This window comes from Acanthopleuribacter pedis (assembly GCF_017377855.1).
GTDB classification, from domain to species: domain Bacteria; phylum Acidobacteriota; class Holophagae; order Acanthopleuribacterales; family Acanthopleuribacteraceae; genus Acanthopleuribacter; species Acanthopleuribacter pedis.
The window spans coordinates 206,352-224,850 of the sequence record NZ_JAFREP010000006.1 but is presented as its reverse complement, the minus strand read 5'-3'; the positions used below and the strand labels follow the sequence as shown (position 1 = coordinate 224,850).

General features: G+C 58.9%; 11 protein-coding genes. 6 read left to right on the top strand and 5 right to left on the bottom strand.

Annotated features, from left to right (window positions below; genetic code table 11):
- Positions 1 to 19 precede the first annotated feature (19 nt).
- Positions 20 to 1,546 carry an NHL repeat-containing protein gene (locus tag J3U88_RS08960; protein ID WP_207856513.1) on the top strand — a complete coding sequence of 509 codons (1,527 nt, stop codon included), beginning with the start codon at positions 20 to 22 and terminating at the stop codon, positions 1,544 to 1,546.
- A gap of 136 nt (positions 1,547 to 1,682) precedes the next feature.
- On the opposite strand, the gene J3U88_RS08955 is transcribed toward J3U88_RS08960, so the two are convergent.
- From J3U88_RS08955 to J3U88_RS08940, 4 genes are all read right to left on the bottom strand, one after another.
- Positions 1,683 to 4,271, bottom strand: coding sequence for a DUF11 domain-containing protein (locus J3U88_RS08955; RefSeq protein WP_207856512.1), 2,589 nt, complete (start codon positions 4,269 to 4,271; stop codon positions 1,683 to 1,685).
- Between the two features lie 9 nt (positions 4,272 to 4,280).
- On the bottom strand, positions 4,281 to 4,868 hold the full coding sequence (locus J3U88_RS08950; protein ID WP_207856511.1) for a hypothetical protein: 588 nt from the start codon (positions 4,866 to 4,868) through the stop codon (positions 4,281 to 4,283).
- Positions 4,858 to 5,628, bottom strand: coding sequence for a hypothetical protein (locus J3U88_RS08945; protein WP_207856510.1), 771 nt, complete (start codon positions 5,626 to 5,628; stop codon positions 4,858 to 4,860). The genes J3U88_RS08950 and J3U88_RS08945 overlap by 11 nt, the downstream gene beginning before the upstream one ends.
- A gap of 141 nt (positions 5,629 to 5,769) precedes the next feature.
- Entirely contained in the window at positions 5,770 to 6,753 is a 984-nt protein-coding gene (locus J3U88_RS08940) for a transglutaminase family protein (protein WP_207856509.1), read from the bottom strand.
- Between the two features lie 168 nt (positions 6,754 to 6,921).
- Between J3U88_RS08940 and J3U88_RS08935 the strand changes: the two genes are divergently transcribed.
- The 5 genes from J3U88_RS08935 (at position 6,922) to J3U88_RS08915 (ending at position 17,857) form a co-directional block, all read left to right on the top strand.
- Entirely contained in the window at positions 6,922 to 7,740 is an 819-nt protein-coding gene (locus tag J3U88_RS08935; protein ID WP_207856508.1) for an alpha/beta hydrolase, read from the top strand.
- 100 nt (positions 7,741 to 7,840) lie between these two features.
- A complete protein-coding gene (locus J3U88_RS08930) occupies positions 7,841 to 11,248 on the top strand; it encodes an AAA family ATPase (RefSeq protein WP_207856507.1) in 3,408 nt (1,135 codons plus the stop codon).
- A complete protein-coding gene (locus J3U88_RS08925; RefSeq protein WP_207856506.1) occupies positions 11,245 to 14,547 on the top strand; it encodes an AAA family ATPase in 3,303 nt (1,100 codons plus the stop codon). The genes J3U88_RS08930 and J3U88_RS08925 overlap by 4 nt, the downstream gene beginning before the upstream one ends.
- Positions 14,544 to 16,805 (top strand): AAA family ATPase, encoded by a 2,262-nt coding sequence (locus tag J3U88_RS08920; RefSeq protein ID WP_207856505.1) that lies wholly within the window; start codon positions 14,544 to 14,546, stop codon positions 16,803 to 16,805. Before J3U88_RS08925 ends, J3U88_RS08920 begins: the two co-directional genes overlap by 4 nt.
- Before the next feature lie 563 nt (positions 16,806 to 17,368).
- Complete coding sequence (locus J3U88_RS08915) at positions 17,369 to 17,857, top strand: hypothetical protein (RefSeq protein ID WP_207856504.1); 489 nt, start codon at positions 17,369 to 17,371, stop codon at positions 17,855 to 17,857.
- Here J3U88_RS08915 and J3U88_RS08910 read toward each other — a convergent pair.
- Positions 17,850 to 18,194 (bottom strand): TfoX/Sxy family protein, encoded by a 345-nt coding sequence (locus J3U88_RS08910; RefSeq protein WP_207856503.1) that lies wholly within the window; start codon positions 18,192 to 18,194, stop codon positions 17,850 to 17,852. The two genes, J3U88_RS08915 and J3U88_RS08910, sit on opposite strands and share 8 nt — an antisense overlap.
- Between the last annotated feature and the right edge of the window lie 305 nt (positions 18,195 to 18,499).

Here is an 18,499-nt window from a genome sequence, read left to right as displayed (position 1 = left end):
ATCATCCCCTGGAGGCCTCATGAAGTATTTTACGCCCGCTCTTTTTGTTTTTTTTGCAACCGCGCTTTCGGCTGAGACCCGCTTAATCGTCCCCTGGGTCACCAACAACGATTCATTCCAAGCAACCCTGATCATCAACAATCTGGGCAACACCCAAGCCGAGATTCGCCTGCATGCGATCCGACCAAGTGGGCAAACACCCGACATGGAGACACGCACCCTCCAAATCGACGCCCTTGCCCAACATACCGCCGCCTCCGCGGATCTATTCCCGGAGCTTGGGACGGGAAGCGGGTACATGGTCCTGCTGGAATCGGCGCGCGACAGCGTCAGCGCGGGCCTGGTGGTGACCGCAACCGGCAGTGCATCGGGCAGTTCACCGGCCCAAGCGGACGTGCTCGATCCCGAACAAACAGCCAAAACCATCCTGTTCAATTTCCTGACCGCCGGGGCGGCCAACAACCCATCGGCCCCGGTCATCGTCAACCCCGGCGCGGTCGAAGCACAGGTCACCTTCTTCGCGTACCAGAATGGCAGCCAAGCGGGTACGGCCACACGAACCATCGCCGCGAACAGACCTTTTGCCGAGACCGCGACCTCGCTTTTCCCGGAACTTTCCGGCGCGCTTTACCTGGTCGCGCAAAGCGATCAGCCGATTTTGGGCATGGCCTTCATTTTTAACGAACTGCTGGAACCCGCCATGGCGGCGGCAACCCCGATTCCCGCCTTGCCCGGCGCCACCGAGCCGGTTCGGCCTTATGTGGATACCTTCGTTGCCATGGGTGTTGGGATGGACGGCTTCATCATCGATGAAGCGGGCAACCTTTACGGCGCCGGCGGCTGGTTAAACGACAATGTGATTCGTATCGCTCCAAGCGGGGAGGTAACCACCCTGGCCACGGGCTTGCGTGGACCCGTGCATATGGCGCGCGATTCCTCGGGCAAACTGTACGTTTCCAATTTCAACGACACCTCGATTCGGACGATTGATGAAACGGGTCAGGTAACCCTGTTTGCGCGTGGGCTCGATGCCCCGGTAGGGATGGCCTTTGACGCTGACGGCAACCTGTTCGTCTGTAACTACGGTGGGTCGGCGCCGGGCCGCACGATCTCAAAAATCACGCCCGCCGGTGTGGTCTCTGTTTTTGCCAACGACCCCTTGCTCCATACACCCATCGACGTGTTCACCAACGCGGACGGATCCCTTTATGTGGCCAATCAGATCGGCGGCGCGATTTTGCATGTGGACGTGAACGGAACGGTCAGCCTCATCGGGCAAATTCCCGGTAACCTGGGCCATATGGCCGTCGTGGGTGACAGCTTCTACGCAACCGGCGATACCTTCATCTACAAGATGACACGCGCCGGCCGGGTAACCCTATTCAGCGGCCAGGGTGTGGAAGGCGATGCAGACGGTGCATTGAGCGAGGCCACCTTTCGCAGACCGAACGGCATCGCCCTCGGTCCCGACGGCCGTACCCTCTTCATCGGATCGGCTACGCGGGGTCAACCAAGCGGATCCGTGCGCAGAATCCACCTGGAATAAGCGGCTGGGGAAAGCCGCATTAAAATCTGTATGGAACACGGTCATTTCAGAGAATGCCCCGCGGTTCCCACGAGAAAAGAGCGATCCGCAAAGCGCGCTTGGGTTAGGAAGCCCGTGTCAAAACGCTTGATGCGGGCTAACGCTTTGCTTCAGGGATGCGCCATAAGTCGAGGGTTCCTGAGTCGAAGTTGTCAATCAAACGAACCTCGGCATCGGCGCTGAAGTAGAGGCGGTCGAGGTAGCGGTCGGTCGCCGCGTTGTTGGGCCATTGGAAGGAAACCGCGGCCGACACGGCGCCCTCGGGAACCGCGCCTTGCCAAAGGAAAGGGATCCATGAGGATTCGGTCGCATTTGAAGCCACGGTGCGTTGCTGGGTGGCCAGGATCGCGCCTTCACAGCTTCCGTCGCCGTACCAATCGACGCGGATTTGCAATTGTTCACCCGCGGTGTCGGGTCCGATTTGCAGCAGGCCGCCGATTTGCCAAAAGGGTTGGTCCGGCCAGATGATGCATTGGCTGAGTTCCAACGGGGTTTCGGTAGCGGGGAACCGCGCCGACCCGGACGTTCCCGAACGCGAGGGGTCCCGTTCGCTGAAGCTAACCGCGCCGTCGCCTTGGGTGGCGATCCAACCGCCGAGGTCCTGGTCAAAATGAGGGTTGCGCAACAGGTTGTCGCCGAGCACCCGGAAATCAAAACGGTAGTCGCCGCCCGGCTTGTTGTCGCCATCGCCGTCCAAGGCGATGTTCTCGAGATCCACCAAACCGCGATCCCCGCAAATCAGCATACGGTACAAGCCCGCGCCGAGGGCTGTCTCCCGTTCAAAACGCACGGCCGCGGTTTGCTGTTTCGGCAGCCAAACCACACGCGCAACACCCACGAACGCATCGTCGCCGGAGGGTTGATCACCACAGGTTTCGGTTTGGAACAGGCCGTCCACACCCGCGCCAACCAGTTGGTAGTGGATGGGATTGGTCACATCCGCGGTTTCACCATCGCCGGGGGGATCCTGGAGTAATTCGCTGAATTGCAACCACATTTGGGTTTCACCCAAAACGAGTTCGCCATGCTCCGAGATCACGCGCAAACCAGGCAAAAAGGTCCCGGTGACACCCGGTCCCCCGCTGTCGGATTGCACGGTCTCAGATTCGCCGACCCGCACGGTTTCTTGAACGGCCAGTTGCAAGGCGAGTTGGGTGACGTCGCTGTCGCCCACCCCGATGGTTTCCTGGACCATCACCTGGACGGCGAGCATGGGTTGCGGGTCATCGGTGACCTGAATCGATTCACTAACGCGAATCCAGGTGGCCGGGGCCACGGTATCGGCGTCGGCAACGGTCACGGTTTCCTGCTCGTTGATTTGCACGGCGAGGGCGGTTTGGTCGCTATCGGCCACGGTAATGGTTTCACTGACCTGAATGGTCACCACCGGCGGACTCGGTAAAAGCACGTTGTTCAACGCCAACATATTGTTGTCACCGTCGGGATCAACACTGGTGGTCACGGCACTTAATTCATTGGTCACGGCGTATTCAGCCAGCATGCCGCGATAGCGGTGGTTACTTTCGTAACGCCAGGTGGACAAAACGGCACCGTCGAGCGGGTTGATTTCCAAGAGGTTTTGTTGCGGGCTCCCGTTGGCAGCAAAACTGTTCACAAAAACGCGGTCGCCGCGGCTAACCAATAAATCAAAAGGCGCCTCAAACGTATTGCCGGCGTCAATGGGTTTGATCTGTTCCTGGGTGAAGTTGGTACCACTGATTTTAATGATGCCGCTTTGTTGGTCGGCCACCCAGAATGCGCCGGCGCTGTCCCGTGCCAAGGCGCTCGGTGCCAGCAACAAGTCGCCACTGGTTAGCAGCGTTTGATTGCCGCCGTCGGAACTAACCCGAAAGAGGGTGTTACTGCCGTCGAGAACCACGACGGCGCCGTCGTCGTCGTTGATGATGTCCTGGGGAAGGCTGATGAGCGAGCCCTCGGCGAAAACCGATTGGGCGCCGCTGACGGGGTCAACCGCAATGATCGAACCCGGGGCGGGCAAGCCCTCGGCAAAACCTTGCGGCTCAACGACAAGGTAACGGCCTGGCTGAACAACGGCGGCACGGGGGTTAAACAAAAGCTCCCCGGAACTAAGCACAACGGTATTGGACTCACCCAGCAGCAAGAGCCGGCCGTCATTGACGGGGGTTTCGCCGTTGGCCAGAACGGGATCGCCCTGGTCGAGCACCAAAAATTCACCGAGCCCGTTAACGATCAAACCGGTGGGGTCGGTCAGATCCCCAAAGGATTGGAGCAGTTCCAAGGTGGTGGCGTCGGGCAGGGCGCGAAACAAGGCGGCGGGTACGCTCGAGGGGTCATGGCCGATGGTAAAGATTTCAATTTGGCTGGCGGCGTCACGCAGCGGCAGGCTCAGTTCCACGGTGTAGGTTTCGGTTTGAGAGACGCTTAGGTCCCCCACCGTCCAAAGGATCCGGTGTTGGCTTTCGCTATAATCCCCGGCCGGCTCCTGATTCACCAAGGTGGTACCGGGCGGCAGAACCATGGTCAAGGTGACCCCGGTGGCCTGGTCCGGTCCGTTGTTGGTGACAGTCGCGGTGTACAGCGCCGAGCCGTCGAGGTACGGCTGATCGGGCGCGATGGTAAGCCCAACCTGCACATCGGCTTGCCAGGCCCACAGCGACGGAAATACCGGTAGTAAAAGGAAAAGAAGGAAACGCTTGTGCCGCACAACGAGCCCCTACGAGGAGAAAGTGATTTCCAGGGTGACTTGAATAATTTGACCGGTGGTTACATTAATCGGGCTCGCCAAAGTTTTGCGGGTTAACACACTACAGGAATCAGGCGAAGCGGCACATTGGGTGGTGTTATTGGTCGTCCCGTTACACAAGCAGAACCAGGAGACAACGGAGCTCACCGTATGGGTCGAGGTGGCGGTGACACTGCCGCTCAAGACGAGGGTTTCGAAGTTTTGCCCGGTGATGGAACGCACCAGGTTGGTGGAATCGTAGGTAAGGCCCGCGTTAAGCGAGGAGGAACCGATTTCACAAGACCCGCTACAGGGCCCGTTGCCGGCATTGTCATCAAGAACCAGGTAACTGCCCCCGATCACGGCTTCCGCATTCAACAGGGCCGTCAACACACTCGCCCCGACCAGCGCATTGTGAAAGGTGCGGGTCGACGCCTCGGAACCGTCGGGATTCATTATTTGTATGGTCCACACCCCTTCCACGTGAATGGTGCCGTTTTGTTCCGCGGCGGGTGGATCCCCGGCAAACAGCAAGCCGCCGACCAGTGCCGCCAACATGATGGTGGTTTTAATCTTCATGAACGCCTTCCTTTTCTGTCGTGTGTTGCCGGGAGCCGGCCTGTCTTTTGCCAAACACCACGGTGGTTGCCTCACTGATCAACCCCGTGAGAAACAAAACGGAATGGCGCGCGGGCCAATCCGAGGTGTGTTCAATCATTTGCGTGTTGCTAAAAGGTTCGCGGCCAACTTCGCCGCGGTCGCGCCAGACGACGCTGTCAAAATCAACGGATCCGCGGAAGTCACCGAGTTCAGCACCGGGTAAACCCAAACGAACAGCGGTCACAACACGCGATCCATTGTGTAAATCCGTAAAGGGGGATAAGGGCGCATCGTCGAGCCAGACTTGGAACACACCGTTCCCCTCCCCGGCCACCCATTCAAACTCGACGGCATGCCAAGCCGCGCTGAGCGCCGGCCCGGCCTCGGGCGCGACCACCCGCGGCGTTTCTCCATTTTCAGCCACTTGCCAGCCAAGCCGCATCGCCCCTTCAACACGGCCGACGGTCACGGCCAGACACAGCGTTTGTTCCTGGTCGGCCTGAAGCAGGGTGCGTTGTGTCCCTTCATCCAGCACCAGATCGCGCAGGCGTACGTAAAAGCGCAAGCGCATGCGCTGCAGCGCTTGCTCGCTGTCGGCGATGATTTCAAACGGGGCGGCCCCGGCGCTGACGCGCAAACCCTGGGTACCGCGATGCTTGGCCGCGTCGCTTAAGCCGACCCCGGCACAAAGCGGGAGGGCGGAAAACGCGACCAAGAAAAAAAGAATCCGTGAGAACACGTGGCGCCTCGCAAAGGAGCACGGGTTATCCCGTGGGTTGGTTGGCATTGGCTAAGGTTGATTTTTGGGATCCCTGGATAAGTCTTATCTTACGCTTTTCGAGCCCGTCCAACAAGATCCTCAAGCAGAGAATGGCGCGGATCAGGGTTTTTTAGCCTCCGGCGAAGCCGTTTTCCGTCGTATTTCGGGATCGAGCGGTACCCAACCTCGTTCCCGCGCCCAGGCAAAAAGCGCCTCGCCCGCTTCGCTTTTCTCCTTGGCCAGGCGGTATTCTTCTTGGGTTAACCTTCGTCCCGCTTGCGCCGCGGCCCCGACCATGGCTTCTACTTCTTTGTGCAGAATGGCGGCGCGGTTGACGCGAACCCACACGGCTTGGCCGTCGACCTGTTCGATCAGGGCATTGATACGCAGGGCCTCTTGCCAATCCCCCGCCACCACGGCGCGCTGTTCAATGTCGCGCAGCAACACGGCAAGCACCTGTTTTTTGGAGAGGTTTTTCATATACAGGCCGGCTTTGATTTGCGCCTTGGTGACCCCGGTCTGTTCTTGAATCCAAACATCGCGCGCGGTTTTCCCGTTGGTCGCTTCCATGTTGACCCATGCGCCGGTCTGGCGGTTGCGCATGCGAAAAAAGAGGTGGTGGGGCGCTTCCACGCCGTAGAGTTCCAGGCCGGGATCGACGCGCTGCAAGACGGCCCAGTACAAGGTGGGCATGCTGACACAATTTCCGAGCCGCGTATCAATGTAGGTGCTGAGCAGCCGGTTGTGGCCGCGATCCCCAAAGGGATCGTCTAAATCGTAGCGGTAGACCTGGCTGTTGTTCCAATGCCCCGGCTGGTACAACACGATTTGGGTGATCATCAGCACCGCCATGTCGTCGTTGTCGCTGGGTAACCCGCGCTGAACGACGGCGGCGATTTCGTCGAGGATCGCGAGATAACGGGGGATGTCCAGATCCGGTTGCACGTGTTTGGCCAAAATAAGCGCCCATAAACCCATGTCGATTTCGGCCTCGACGGCGTTGGGCAAATCCCAAATGGTTTGGCCGCGATAGGTTCGATCAGGCAGGATTAGCGCGGGCTCGGCCTGCCCCTGAAGGCAAAGCAACATCATCAAATACAGCATGAGCAGATCCTTGGTCACCCCAACCAGTGAAAACAGGGCGCGAACACTTCAGATCGCCCGTATTTCTTGTGGGAAATGCGGGCTGGAAAAAGAGGCTGGTTTGGTGTTTGATGGACACACCGAAACCACCCAAACCGTCAACCTTAAGGATACGTGATGACCCCAATCATGACACAACTGATTTCTCTTTTGCTGCAAGGGCTGCGGTTAACGGCGATTGCGGTTGCGATTTTTATGGCGGTTCTGTTTTTTGCGCAGCGCTATTTGATTTTTCCCGCCCCGCGCGAACCGCTTCCCAATCCTCTGCCGGCGGATGTCACCCGGATCGAGCTGGGCCAAACCTACGGCCTGTTCCTCAACGCGGCGAAAACCGAGCACGACCGCCGACCACTGATTATTTTTGCCCACGGCAACGCGGAGTGTGCCCACCATTGGATCGACAGCTTCCGCTGGTACCGGGAACAGGGGATCTCGGTGTTGCTGCTGGAGTTTCCCGGTTACGCGGCGGCGGGCGGCAGCCCCAGCTTTGACAGCCTGCGCGAGGCGGTTTTAAGCGGCTACGACACCATGGTCGCCCGCGCGGATATCGATCCGGCGGCGGTGATCGCCTACGGCCGCTCCATCGGCGGCGGACCCATCGGTCTGTTGGCGGAGGAACGCCCGGTGGCGGCACTGATTCTCGAATCTTCCTTCGCCTCACTTAAGGATTTGGTTTACCACCACCGCAACCCCGGCTTTTTGCTGCGCGACCGCTTCGACAACGGCCCGATTGTGGCGGCCTTGGAAATTCCGGTGCTGCTGGTCCACGGTACCCAGGACCGCATCATCCCGATCAAATTCGCCCACCAACTGCGCGACTTGGCGGCCGACGCCACCTTTCACGAATTGGCCTGCGACCACAACAACTGCCCGCCGCCGCTGTCCTATGTTCGCAAGTTCCTTCACGAAAAAACGGCGATCCGTTTGGCGGAAAACCCGGACGGCTGACCAAAAGAAACGAAAAACGGTCACCGGTTTTCCCGGGGCTTTGCGCTTAAGGTAAAGGGACCGCTTTTAAGCATCCCCCTACCGCGAAAAAAGGAACAGCATGTCGTCCATCCACTACAAGGCCCCCATTGTCATGATTCGTTTCGATGACAACCGTTATCTCGCCGAATCGCTCCTCTGGCCGGAGTACGGTTCCCTCAATGAAACGCCCGAGAAGGCGGTCGAGAAACTAACCTACCTGCTACAAAATAGCTTGCCACGCGAGAACCTGTTCCAAACCGGTCTTAACGTGCAGGCGGCGGACCCAACGATAGAAACCATCACGCTTTCCCTGGAGAGGCACCCAACCAACTTGGGCTTGAAGGGCGCGCTGGAACTGACCATTCCCGTGGTGCGCTACCGCAAAGAACAAGCGTCGGGTGGGGTGTATTGGATCGGCCGCGTTCCTTGGATGGATCTTGAATTCTCGGCAAGGCGCGAGGAAGAGTGGCGGGAAACGGCCGAAACGGAAATCAGACGTTGCCTGTTGCGGCGCCGCGGCGCGCGAAGCCTCACCAAACTGTTTAAATGTGTCGGCGTCGAGGAACTCACCCTGCAAACGATTGATTTGGAAGTAACCTTTCCCACCAGCCTCGAACACGACAAAGGCGACGGCCCCAAGGAAGACGGCGGGGTGCTGAAAGCGGTTACCCATCGTTTTTTGGGCAAAAAACCCGCGGCGGTCTTCGAACGTGACGCGGAAATGAAACGCCTTGCCGCGGCGCTGATGCGGGAAAACCGCCGCGGGGTTTTGCTGGTCGGCCCCTCGGGTGTCGGCAAAACCGCGATCATTCGGGAGACGATCAACCAACGTCGCCACCTCGGCATGGGGGAAACCCCCTTCTACGAAACCAACGGCGCGCGGTTGATCGCGGGTCAAACCGGGTTCGGCGCGTGGCAGGAACGCTGCGACAAACTCGTCAAAGAAGCGCTGGACGAAAAGGCGGTGCTGTACCTGGGCTCGCTCTACGAGCTGAGCCACGTGGGGCAATCGGAGAACATGAGCCAGGGTATGGCCTCGTATTTCCGCCCCCACATCAACCGGGGTCGCCTGGGCGTCATCTGCGAATGTACGCCCGAACAATACGCGCTCATTGAGAAAAAGGATCCGGTCTTGCTCCAGGCCTTTGATCGCATCGACATCGCGGAACCGGACGCGAACAAACTGCGCCGTATTTTGGCCGCGGCGGCGGACCCGCTAACGCGGCGCCGCGGCATTACCATCGAGGCGGCGGCCGCGGACCGCCTGGTCAGCCTGTTCCGACGTTTTGCCGGTTATTCGGCGCAGCCGCGGCCCGCGCTGCAACTGCTCCAGCACCTTTGCCTCGAACACCGGCGGGGCGAAACCCTTACGGACAAAGCGGTTCTGGCTTCCTTCAGTCGGAGCAGCGGCCTGCCTTTATTTATTTTGGACCGCACCCAACCCATGTCGTTGGCGGAAACCACGGCCTTCTTCGAAACGGCGATTATCGGCCAACGCACGGCGATTCGCCACGTGGTCGACATGTTGGCGGCGATCAAAGCCCAACTCACCAAACCCCAACAGCCGATTGCCTCGTTTTTGTTTATCGGCCCCACCGGCGTCGGTAAAACGGAAACGGCCAAAGCGATTGCCACATGGTTGTTTGGCGATGCAAACCGCTTAACCCGGTTTGATATGAGCGAATTCTCGGACGCCCACGGCGTGCAGCGCCTGTTGGCGGGCGACAGCAAGGAACCCGGCCTGCTGATCGCGGCGGTGCGCGAACAACCGTTCTCGCTGCTGGTCTTCGATGAATTCGAAAAGGCCCACCCCAAATTTTTCGACCTGTTGCTGCAAATCCTGGGCGAAGCACGGCTCACCGACGACAGTGGTCGCCAGGCCCGTTTTGACAATACCGTGGTGATTATGACCAGCAACCTAGGTGCCGAACGTTTTGACCGCGGCACGGTCGCGCTTGCCGAAACCACGGGCGACGACCAACACGCGGCACGCCATTTCTCCCGCGAGGTGCGCAACTTCCTGCGCCCCGAGATTTACAACCGCATCGACGCGGTGGTGCCTTTCCACGCTTTGTCACAGGAAGACATCCGCGCGGTTACCAGGCTGGAATTGGAAAAGCTGCGTCGCCGTGCCGGTTTACAGGAGGCGAACCTAACCCTCAGCTTAGACCCCGAGGTGGCAGAGTTTTTGGCAAAACGCGGTTACGATCCCAAACTCGGGGCGCGTCCCTTGAAACGGGCGGTCGACCAACGCTTGGCCCTACCCCTCGCGACCCAATTGGCCAAAGGCAATCAGGACGGGATCAAGGGTTATCACGCCACCTTGCAAAACGAAGCGGTGGTCTTGCAAACCGTTTTTCCCACCAAGCAAACATCGGGAACCGGCGATCACAGGGGCCCGATCAGCGCGGATACCTTGCAGGCCGTGGCTTCTTTTCGATCCGAGGTTTATCGGTTTAACCAATCGGACCACTTGGAAGAGCTGCGCAGCGAACAGGTCCGCCTGGGCCAACAAATCACCCACTTCGCCAAACGGCGCGCCATCGCGAAAGCAAAGGGAAAAGCATCGTACCATTTCAACGAGCAAGCTGTTTTAGAGCGCCACCGCCGCATCAGCAACGATTTTGCGGCCTTGGAAAAAGTCAGCAACGACGTTTACGCCTTCGAAAACCAGGTCCATTTAGCATGGCACGGCTATTCCGAGAACACCGAGATCGACCTCACACAACAAGAAACGCTGGAGAACCGGTTTCATCGGATGATGACGCGTTTTTGGTGGTACCAGGTCGCCAATCCCGATCAGATCATCATCGGGATTTATGGAAAAGACCGCGAGAAAATCGAGCTGCTAACGCGCCGATACCTGAACCTAGCCCATGAACTCGACATGAAAACCGAGGTCGAACTCTTTTTCAACAAAATAGAGGCGGATCAAGCACAACCCAAAAAGAAGGGCGAAGGGCGCCGGCTCAGCGAAGCAGATCAAGCCAAAGCCGCGGCAAAACGCAAAAAGAAAGGCGGCCCGCCGCCACCGCGACGAACCTTACTGGCCGAACGCGGTATTTTCTTAAGCAGCCCGGAAAGCCGTTTCCCCATCGTTAACCTCAACATGCTGGAGGATCATTTTAAACGTAACCCGCGACAGATCCTCGGTCTTGCACTCGGCATTACCGGGCCGATGGCGCGCCTCTGGTTCAGCGCGGAAACGGGCGCCCACTATTGGATGTTCACGCAAGAAACCATTCAGGTTCACACCGAACAGGACGACTGGGCGCATTTCCTCCCGCCAAGCGATGTGGAACGGGATGAAAAAGATCCCGGTGTCTCCCGCCGCCGTGCCTACTACTCAGACAGGATTCAAACAATCGACCACAACCTAAGCGACAAAGTCGTCATGGTGAACGAATATCCATCTTGGGAAACCCTGATGCATGCCTCCCTGTACCGGAGCATGGTTTGGGAAGCGCGGAGGCATTTCACCCCATGAACATATCCCTGCCGATTTACGTGGTTCGTTCCCGCAACGCCAAAAACAAAACCGTATCCCACCGCGTCGTCCCCTTATTTTTGCCCTTCTCTGAATCGGTCCGACGAAACGACCTCACCGCGGCAACCAACAAACTGCGCGCCAAACTGGCAACCCGGTTCCACACCATCGCCTTGGACATCCACCATAAGCGCTTGCATTGGGAAACCTTTAGTCCGCTACTCAAAACGCATACCTTTTCTTTTAAAATTGAATTGCGTCGCGGCCTGCTCAATATCAAACCCTTGGTCGTCCTGTTCCAAATCGCCGACAAAACCCTGGGCCTGTTCCCGGCGTTTCCTACCTTCTGGTTCCTCATCCCCGAGGATGCCGAAACGGCGGTGGTCTGCGAGGAAGCCCTGACCCGGTTCCTGCGCGCGGAGGAAAAAGAAGAGCTGATCGAAGACCCGGAAGAGTTCCAAATCACGGGAAAGGAATGGATCACCTACATCGATTTCAACCTGCCGACCCATAAACAAGAGCGGCTTGCCTTAGAGGAACGCATCTTCTTGGGCAGCCGAGAGAAACCCAACGGCGCGGTAGAACTGGGCAAGGTCGGCACTTGTTTGGACTGGTCCGAACGCGAGGTAAACAAACCCTTCTGCCACGAGCCGGCCTTGGAAAAGTTGCGACGGCTCAGTGACCTCAGACCCTTTCCGCCGATCGTGTTAATCGGCCGACCGGGCGTGGGTAAAACCAAACTGATCCACCAGTGGATCGCCACCCGACCGTTCCGTGAAAACAAAAACCGGGGCAACACCTGGCACATTGCCCCGCAACGCCTGATTAGCGGCATGTCCTATGTGGGCCAGTGGGAGGAACGCCTGCTGGAAATCATCACGTACATGCAGGACAACCAACATTTTTTTTACTGTGACGATTTGCCCGGATTGTTCCGCGCCGGTCTTTCCGCCGGGAGCGACCTCAACGTGGCCCTCGTTCTGAAACGGTTCCTGGACGAAGGGAAGCTCAATTTCATCGGCGAAATCACCCCGGAGCGGTGGCGCAAGTTGCAGGAGTGGGACCGCGGTTTCGCCGATTTGTTCCACTGCATTCGGCTCGAGGAACCCACCCCGGCGCAAACCTTCACCACCCTGCTGGCGGGTTCGCGCGTTTTGGAACACCAACACGAGGTTACCTTTTTTCCGGGTGCCCTTCAGCAGATGATGACGCTGACCCGGCGCTTTGAAGGGGGCGGCGTTTTTCCGGGGCGCGGCATGGCGTTGTTGGAACAGGTCGCCAAGGAACGCCCGGCCCTTATGATCAAAGAAGCCGAGGTTATCAAGGTATACCAACAAAAAAGCGGCCTCAATCTCGCCTTTTTGGATAAAAACGCGCGCCTGACCCGTGAGGACGTCGAAGCGGAACTCGGCCGCGAGGTGAAAGGCCAAGATGCCGCGATCACCGCGGTCACCGACATCATCTTGCGCGCCAAAACCCGGCTGAACGATCCGGGCAAACCCTTCGGCACGCTGCTGTTCCTCGGGCCGACCGGGGTCGGGAAAACCCAGCTTGCCAAAACCTGTGCCAGGTTTCTCTACGGTGACGAAAGCAAACTGCTGCGTTTCGACATGAACGAATTCAACGGCTACGACGCCACGGCCCGTCTGGTAGGTGATTTCCACAATCCCAACGGCTTGTTGACCCAGGCGGTCCGCCAAAGTCCCTTTTCCCTGGTTTTGTTCGATGAAATCGAAAAAGCCGATCCCAGCGTTTACGACCTGCTGTTGCAAGTACTCGGCGAGGCCCGTTTAACCGACGGCAACGGCATGACGGTTGATTTTCGCAATACCATCATCATCCTGACTTCCAACTTGGGTGCACGCGAGGCGGGCAACACCTTGGGGTTTGGCGCCGGGCAAGGCACCGACGCCGTTTATCGCGGCGCCGCCCGCCGCTTTTTTCGACCGGAATTTTTCAACCGGCTCGATGCGGTGGTTCCCTTCAAAGCACTGGAGCGGCACCACATGCGCACGATTGCCGAAATCCACGTCAACCGCTTGGTACAACGGGAAGGGTTTAAACGGCGCCGCTGCACCATCACCTTGGATCGCCGGTTTTTGGACGCTTTGGCCGAGGCCGGATACCATCCGCAATTGGGTGCCCGCGCCCTCAAACGCACCTTGGAACAACGGCTGACCTTCCCCCTGGGACGCGCGCTGAGCAACACCAAACCGGGCGCGCCCATGGTCCTGCGCATCGGCGCCGGGGCGGACGGTGGCCTTTCTTTTAAAACCTATCGCCTGCGCAACCGACCGCGCCGTGTGTTTCACGCGCCCGTGGATGAAGACCAGACAGCCCTCGCCCAAACCCGTCTGGAACGACTGGCTGAAACCATCGAAGGTTTTGCACCCGAGGGCGAAACCGCCATCGATCATCTTTCCGACGCACAGGTTTTCTACTACAGCATGCGGGAACTCTGGGGACAGTGCCGCGATCTGCTCAACGATTTGTTTGCCTTTGAAGAACGCCTCCGCGAACCAACCCACTCGCCGGCACGGATCGGCGTGGAACGGCCCATTGTGCGCGATAAAAACCAAATTATTCAGTTACCCACAACGGTCGATGCCGACCGGCTCCTCGATGAAGCCGACACCGCCGCCCTGTGGCGCCATTGGCGCGACACCTACGGCCCCATCGAGGATCCGCTCGGCTACCGACGCCTAGCGCGCCGCCGTCGCTGGTGGCAAACGCTGGCCCTCGCCGAGGCTTGGGTGGCGGACGGACCGCTACCGGATGAGCGTTGTCTGATGCTGTACCTGCCCTTGGCGCGGGGAACCCACAACCACGCCGCAACCAACCTACCGTTCCTAGCGGTACCCACAACCCTTTTCCCCGGTATGGACATCCAAACCGCGCCCGAACAATCCGGGCAACCCCATCACGGTATCTTTTTGCAGGGGCGCCACGCGCACCGCCTGGCCGGCCTTGACCAGGGCGTCCATGTTCAGCTCACCGAAACCGGCCCGCAACTCTACTTGATGTTTGTGGTACTCATCCCGGCAGAGGTCACCGATCTAGGCAATTGGTATCGCCGCGAATGGCACCACAATCATGAAACCGTCTTGGAAAAAGCGTGGGAAGTGACCGAGCAGCTGCCCGACGGGCAGCTGCCGGACATTGTGCGTTATTTCAACCACACCGGTGTCTTTGATGTGGGTAGCGGCTTGTTCACCCCGGCCCAAAAACCCATTTCCGCGTTTCGCGAACGCGCCTTTTTGTTGAATTTCATCGGCCGCGAGCAAGGAGGTCCGGCATGAGTGTGATCCGCGTACCCATTATGATCGTTCGCCACGACCGCAACCGCTACAGCGGTTACCTGTTGCAGACCCGCAACACCGCACCCGCCTACGCCGAGAACAAAAAGAAGGTCAAACACCAGCTACAGGAAACCGCGCGGTATCGGGTCGCCAACGACGAAACCCTCGACACCCTGGAGGAACCGGCCTTGGTTTTGGAATCCCTGTTGCTCCAGCCGGCTTACCCGCACGAGGGCATGACCTTCCCCAGCGCCGAAACCATTCGCCTGCAAATCTACGTGCTTCGCGCGGTGGTTTACGACACACCCACCGCGCTGGTCCCCGCCCTCAACCTGTGCTTTTACTACAACAACGACAGCGATTACCGCGCCACCTTAACCCGTGAGGTTCAAGCCAAGGTGCGCGACATGGACCCCGGCGCGATGAGCCGCTTGTTTGTGCCCGGCGAGGTGGAACTGGACAAAATTTTGGTGCATCCCGCCAAGGAAAAGGAACAACAGGATTTCACCGAGCCGGCCACCTTGGCCCTCGTCGCTTCGCACCTGGAATCCCGCGACGTGAAACGCGCCTTCGGCAACGCCTGGTGTCGCGACGAAACCATCCAGCAACTGTCGCTCCGTCTCGGCCGAAGCGAACGGGGTTTGTTGCTGCTGGGTCCTTCCGGTTGCGGCAAAACCACGGTTTTGGTGCAGGCCGCGCGCCGCATCAAACGCGAGGAGCCAAAACCGCGCGACACAACCCAGGCACCCAGGTTTTGGATGACGCGGCCGGGAAGAATTCTGGCGGGTATGAATTACCTGGGCGAATGGCAGGAACGCGCCGAACAGTTAATCGAAGACATCCAAGCGCTGGACGGAGTTCTGTGTTTTGACGACTTAACCGATTTGATCCAACTCGGCGCATCGCACCCCAGCGAAAGCATCGCCGCCTTCTTACTGCCGTTCATCAAACAAGGCCTGCTGCGCGTGGTGGTGGAAGCCACGCCGGATCAGTTGCAGACCTGTCGCCGTTTGTTACCCGAGTTTACGGACGCCTTCGACATCCTCGTCTTGCCCGACCTCAGCGCCGCCAATCGCGCGGAAATTTTAACCAAAGCAGTCCAAATCGAGGCGGGCCGCCGCAATCAAGAGGCGGTGCCCGTGGTCGACCAGGTCGTCGGCGATTTGTTCGCCCGGTTTAAACCCTACCACCCCTTCCCCGCGGAACCGGTCCAATTCATCGCCGAGTTATACGAAGCCAAAGCCCGCCAGGGCAAAACCACGGTGACCGGCAACGACGCGGTGGCGCATTTCATCCACAAAACGGGTTTGCCGCCGTTGCTGATCGACGCGGAGCAAACCTTGGCCTGGGAGACGGTGCGTGACCGTTTGCACCAAAAGGTGGTCGCCCAAGACGCGGCTTGTGAACGGGTGGCCGACGTCATCACCACCTTTAAGGCGGGCCTCAACGATCCCGAGCGCCCGCTGGGCGTGTTTCTGTTTAGCGGACCCACCGGTGTCGGTAAAACCGAGTGCGCCAAAGCCACCGCCGACTATCTGTTCGGCCACGGCGAGGACAAAAACAAACGCCTGGTTCGGCTCGATATGAGTGAATACGCCTATCCGGGTTCGTCGCAGCGCCTGCTCGTCAAAGACGACGGCCTGCCCGCGGATTGGCTTGGCCAGGTGCGCAACACCCCGTTTTGTGTCGTGCTTTTGGACGAAATCGAAAAAGCCGCCGCCGATGTGTTTGATCTGCTACTCGGCCTGTTGGACGAGGGCCGCCTGCGCGATCATTACGGCCGCATCTCCCACTTTAACAGCACGGTGATCATCATGACCTCCAACCTGGGCACGGAACGCACCGCACCGGTCGGCTACGGCGAGGGCAACGCGGCGTCCTTCCTCAAAACCGCGATGACCTTTTTCCGGCCGGAGTTCGTCAATCGCCTCGACCACATCGTTGCCTTCCGCGCCCTGGACAGCACGGCGATCCAAAAAATCGCGGCCATGAATTTGGCCAAAATTCCCGAGCGTGAGGGCTTCCGCGAACGAAAGCTCAGCCTGACTTGGAATGACGCGGTCGTGGCCTTTCTGGCCGCACGCGGCTATGAACCGCGCTACGGTGCCCGTCCGCTTAAACGGGTGATCGAACAGCAGGTCATCACGCCCATCGCCCGCCTGCTGGTGGAACAACCGGAACTCGCTGACCGGCGCCTGCGTTTAGACCTGGTCGACAACAACATCCAGGTGTCTGTTGGTGAAGCGACAGCGGGATAACCCATTGGAGAGGAACTGTCGCTATTTTGACAGAACCTGACGCTATTTCGACACCTGACCTTATTTGAACAGCTCGGGCCAAAGGCACGACGGTTGCCCCAGCCATTTGAAGAGACCTGGGGTTTCGATATATGGGCGAAGCCTGATGGGGTGATTCTGTTGGTATTCAGGGGGTTGGGACCCACGACGCAGCATCCGGCCGGCCTCGCTTGATGCACGACCCATGTTCCCCCCCGTAAACTTGGAATGCGGCTTGCAATCGTCTAAGGAAGGTCGTTTAGACCTTATCCTCTATTCTCTCCCGAATCGCGAAACACCCGTGGTCCCCGCTCCCATCCGATCACGGGGTTTCCATTATCAGGTTCATTTGCCAAGGGGGTGTTCTCCCCACCCCCTTGCTTCCAAACAGGTTGGTTCACTGAAAAGGAACCGCCCCACGCTCAGCGGTTTGTCGTTCATCATCCTTTTTCCGCAAAAAGGCTGTCATGATAGACATAATCGGCATACGCGAATTTTCGCGTGCGTGCAGCGCGTTTCCACCAACCCCGACAAAGGAAAAACACGTGTTGACTTACGAACAACGCGACGCCGTCGCCGACGCCGTCTTCCCCACCCTCGCCCTGATCGCCCTCTTCCACATCGGCCAAGCCCTGGCCCACAAACGGTGGCCGCTTTTTGGTTTCGGCCTTGCCGGCGCCGTCTACGGGATGTTCACCGCCTACGGCCTGCGCTACCTCGATATTCTTTGGCCCCATTGGCATCGACTCGGTCTCGACTACAGTACCCACACCGCGGTGGTCCTGGTTACCGTCACCCTCATCACCTTGATGACCCAAAAACAACGCTGGGTTTGGCCTCTGATCGCCGGCGCCTACGCCGGCCTCATGCTTTACCAGGCCTACCATCCCCTGATCGATATCGTCACCACCACCCTGGTGGTCGGTTTCTTTTTTTGGCCGCCCGTTTTCTTCCTCTACCGATGGCAAGCCACGCCGCCCAGCGCCAAGGCGAACGGCCAAAAACCACCCGGCTCGGTCGCCGGCCTCACTTAGCCTTTGGTTTTTTTGGGGGTAGCCCCGCAACGAAGGTTTCGGCCCGCTCAATCCAGGCGCTGAGTTGCGCCGCCTCCCCCATTGCCTCCCGTGCCACCAGCAACCAACCCTTCATCGGCCGACCGGTAATGTCAAACGGCTTGACGCCGGGTTGATCCAATAGCGAGGCCGCGGTCTCCGGCGCCAAACGCACCACCAGCCAGTCCTTATGGATCCCCACACACATGTTGCCGTTGAGCATGTAGGCGACGCCGCCAAACATCTTGCGTTGGCTGAATGCTTCGCGACCGTGGAGGACCGCTTCGATTCGTACCGCGAGATCTGCATCATAAGCCATTCAGACGCACTCCTTAACGTGTGAGATGCCGCGGCTTCAGCCACGACATCTCATTCGGTGTTCGTTGATGGAACAAGCTTACCCTCTGGTGCGGTGGTTTGGGCCGAAAAACCGAGCCCGCAATTCTCACAAGGAATTCTGCTACGAAGCCGAACGCCATGAGATTACAAGGGGGCGGCCTTCCGCCTTACTCGGTCGAGCCGCCTTCGCCTCAGCTGCTACGCCGATAGGTCGGACCCCGAATGGTCGGCCCCGCGAAAGGTCGGACCTCTGTGCCGTCTCTCGGTCGTAACCTTCGTACTCAC

Bases quoted from the DNA above. Each gene is read 5' to 3' on its own strand.
- J3U88_RS08960 (WP_207856513.1), top strand. From the start codon at position 20: ATGAAGTATTTTACGCCCGCTCTTTTTGTTTTTTTTGCAACCGCGCTT.
- J3U88_RS08950 (WP_207856511.1), bottom strand. From the start codon at position 4,868: ATGAAGATTAAAACCACCATCATGTTGGCGGCACTGGTCGGCGGCTTG.
- J3U88_RS08935 (WP_207856508.1), top strand. From the start codon at position 6,922: ATGACACAACTGATTTCTCTTTTGCTGCAAGGGCTGCGGTTAACGGCG.
- J3U88_RS08910 (WP_207856503.1), bottom strand. From the start codon at position 18,194: ATGGCTTATGATGCAGATCTCGCGGTACGAATCGAAGCGGTCCTCCAC.
- J3U88_RS08940 (WP_207856509.1), bottom strand. From the start codon at position 6,753: ATGCTGTATTTGATGATGTTGCTTTGCCTTCAGGGGCAGGCCGAGCCC.
- J3U88_RS08930 (WP_207856507.1), top strand. From the start codon at position 7,841: ATGTCGTCCATCCACTACAAGGCCCCCATTGTCATGATTCGTTTCGAT.
- J3U88_RS08920 (WP_207856505.1), top strand. From the start codon at position 14,544: ATGAGTGTGATCCGCGTACCCATTATGATCGTTCGCCACGACCGCAAC.
- J3U88_RS08925 (WP_207856506.1), top strand. From the start codon at position 11,245: ATGAACATATCCCTGCCGATTTACGTGGTTCGTTCCCGCAACGCCAAA.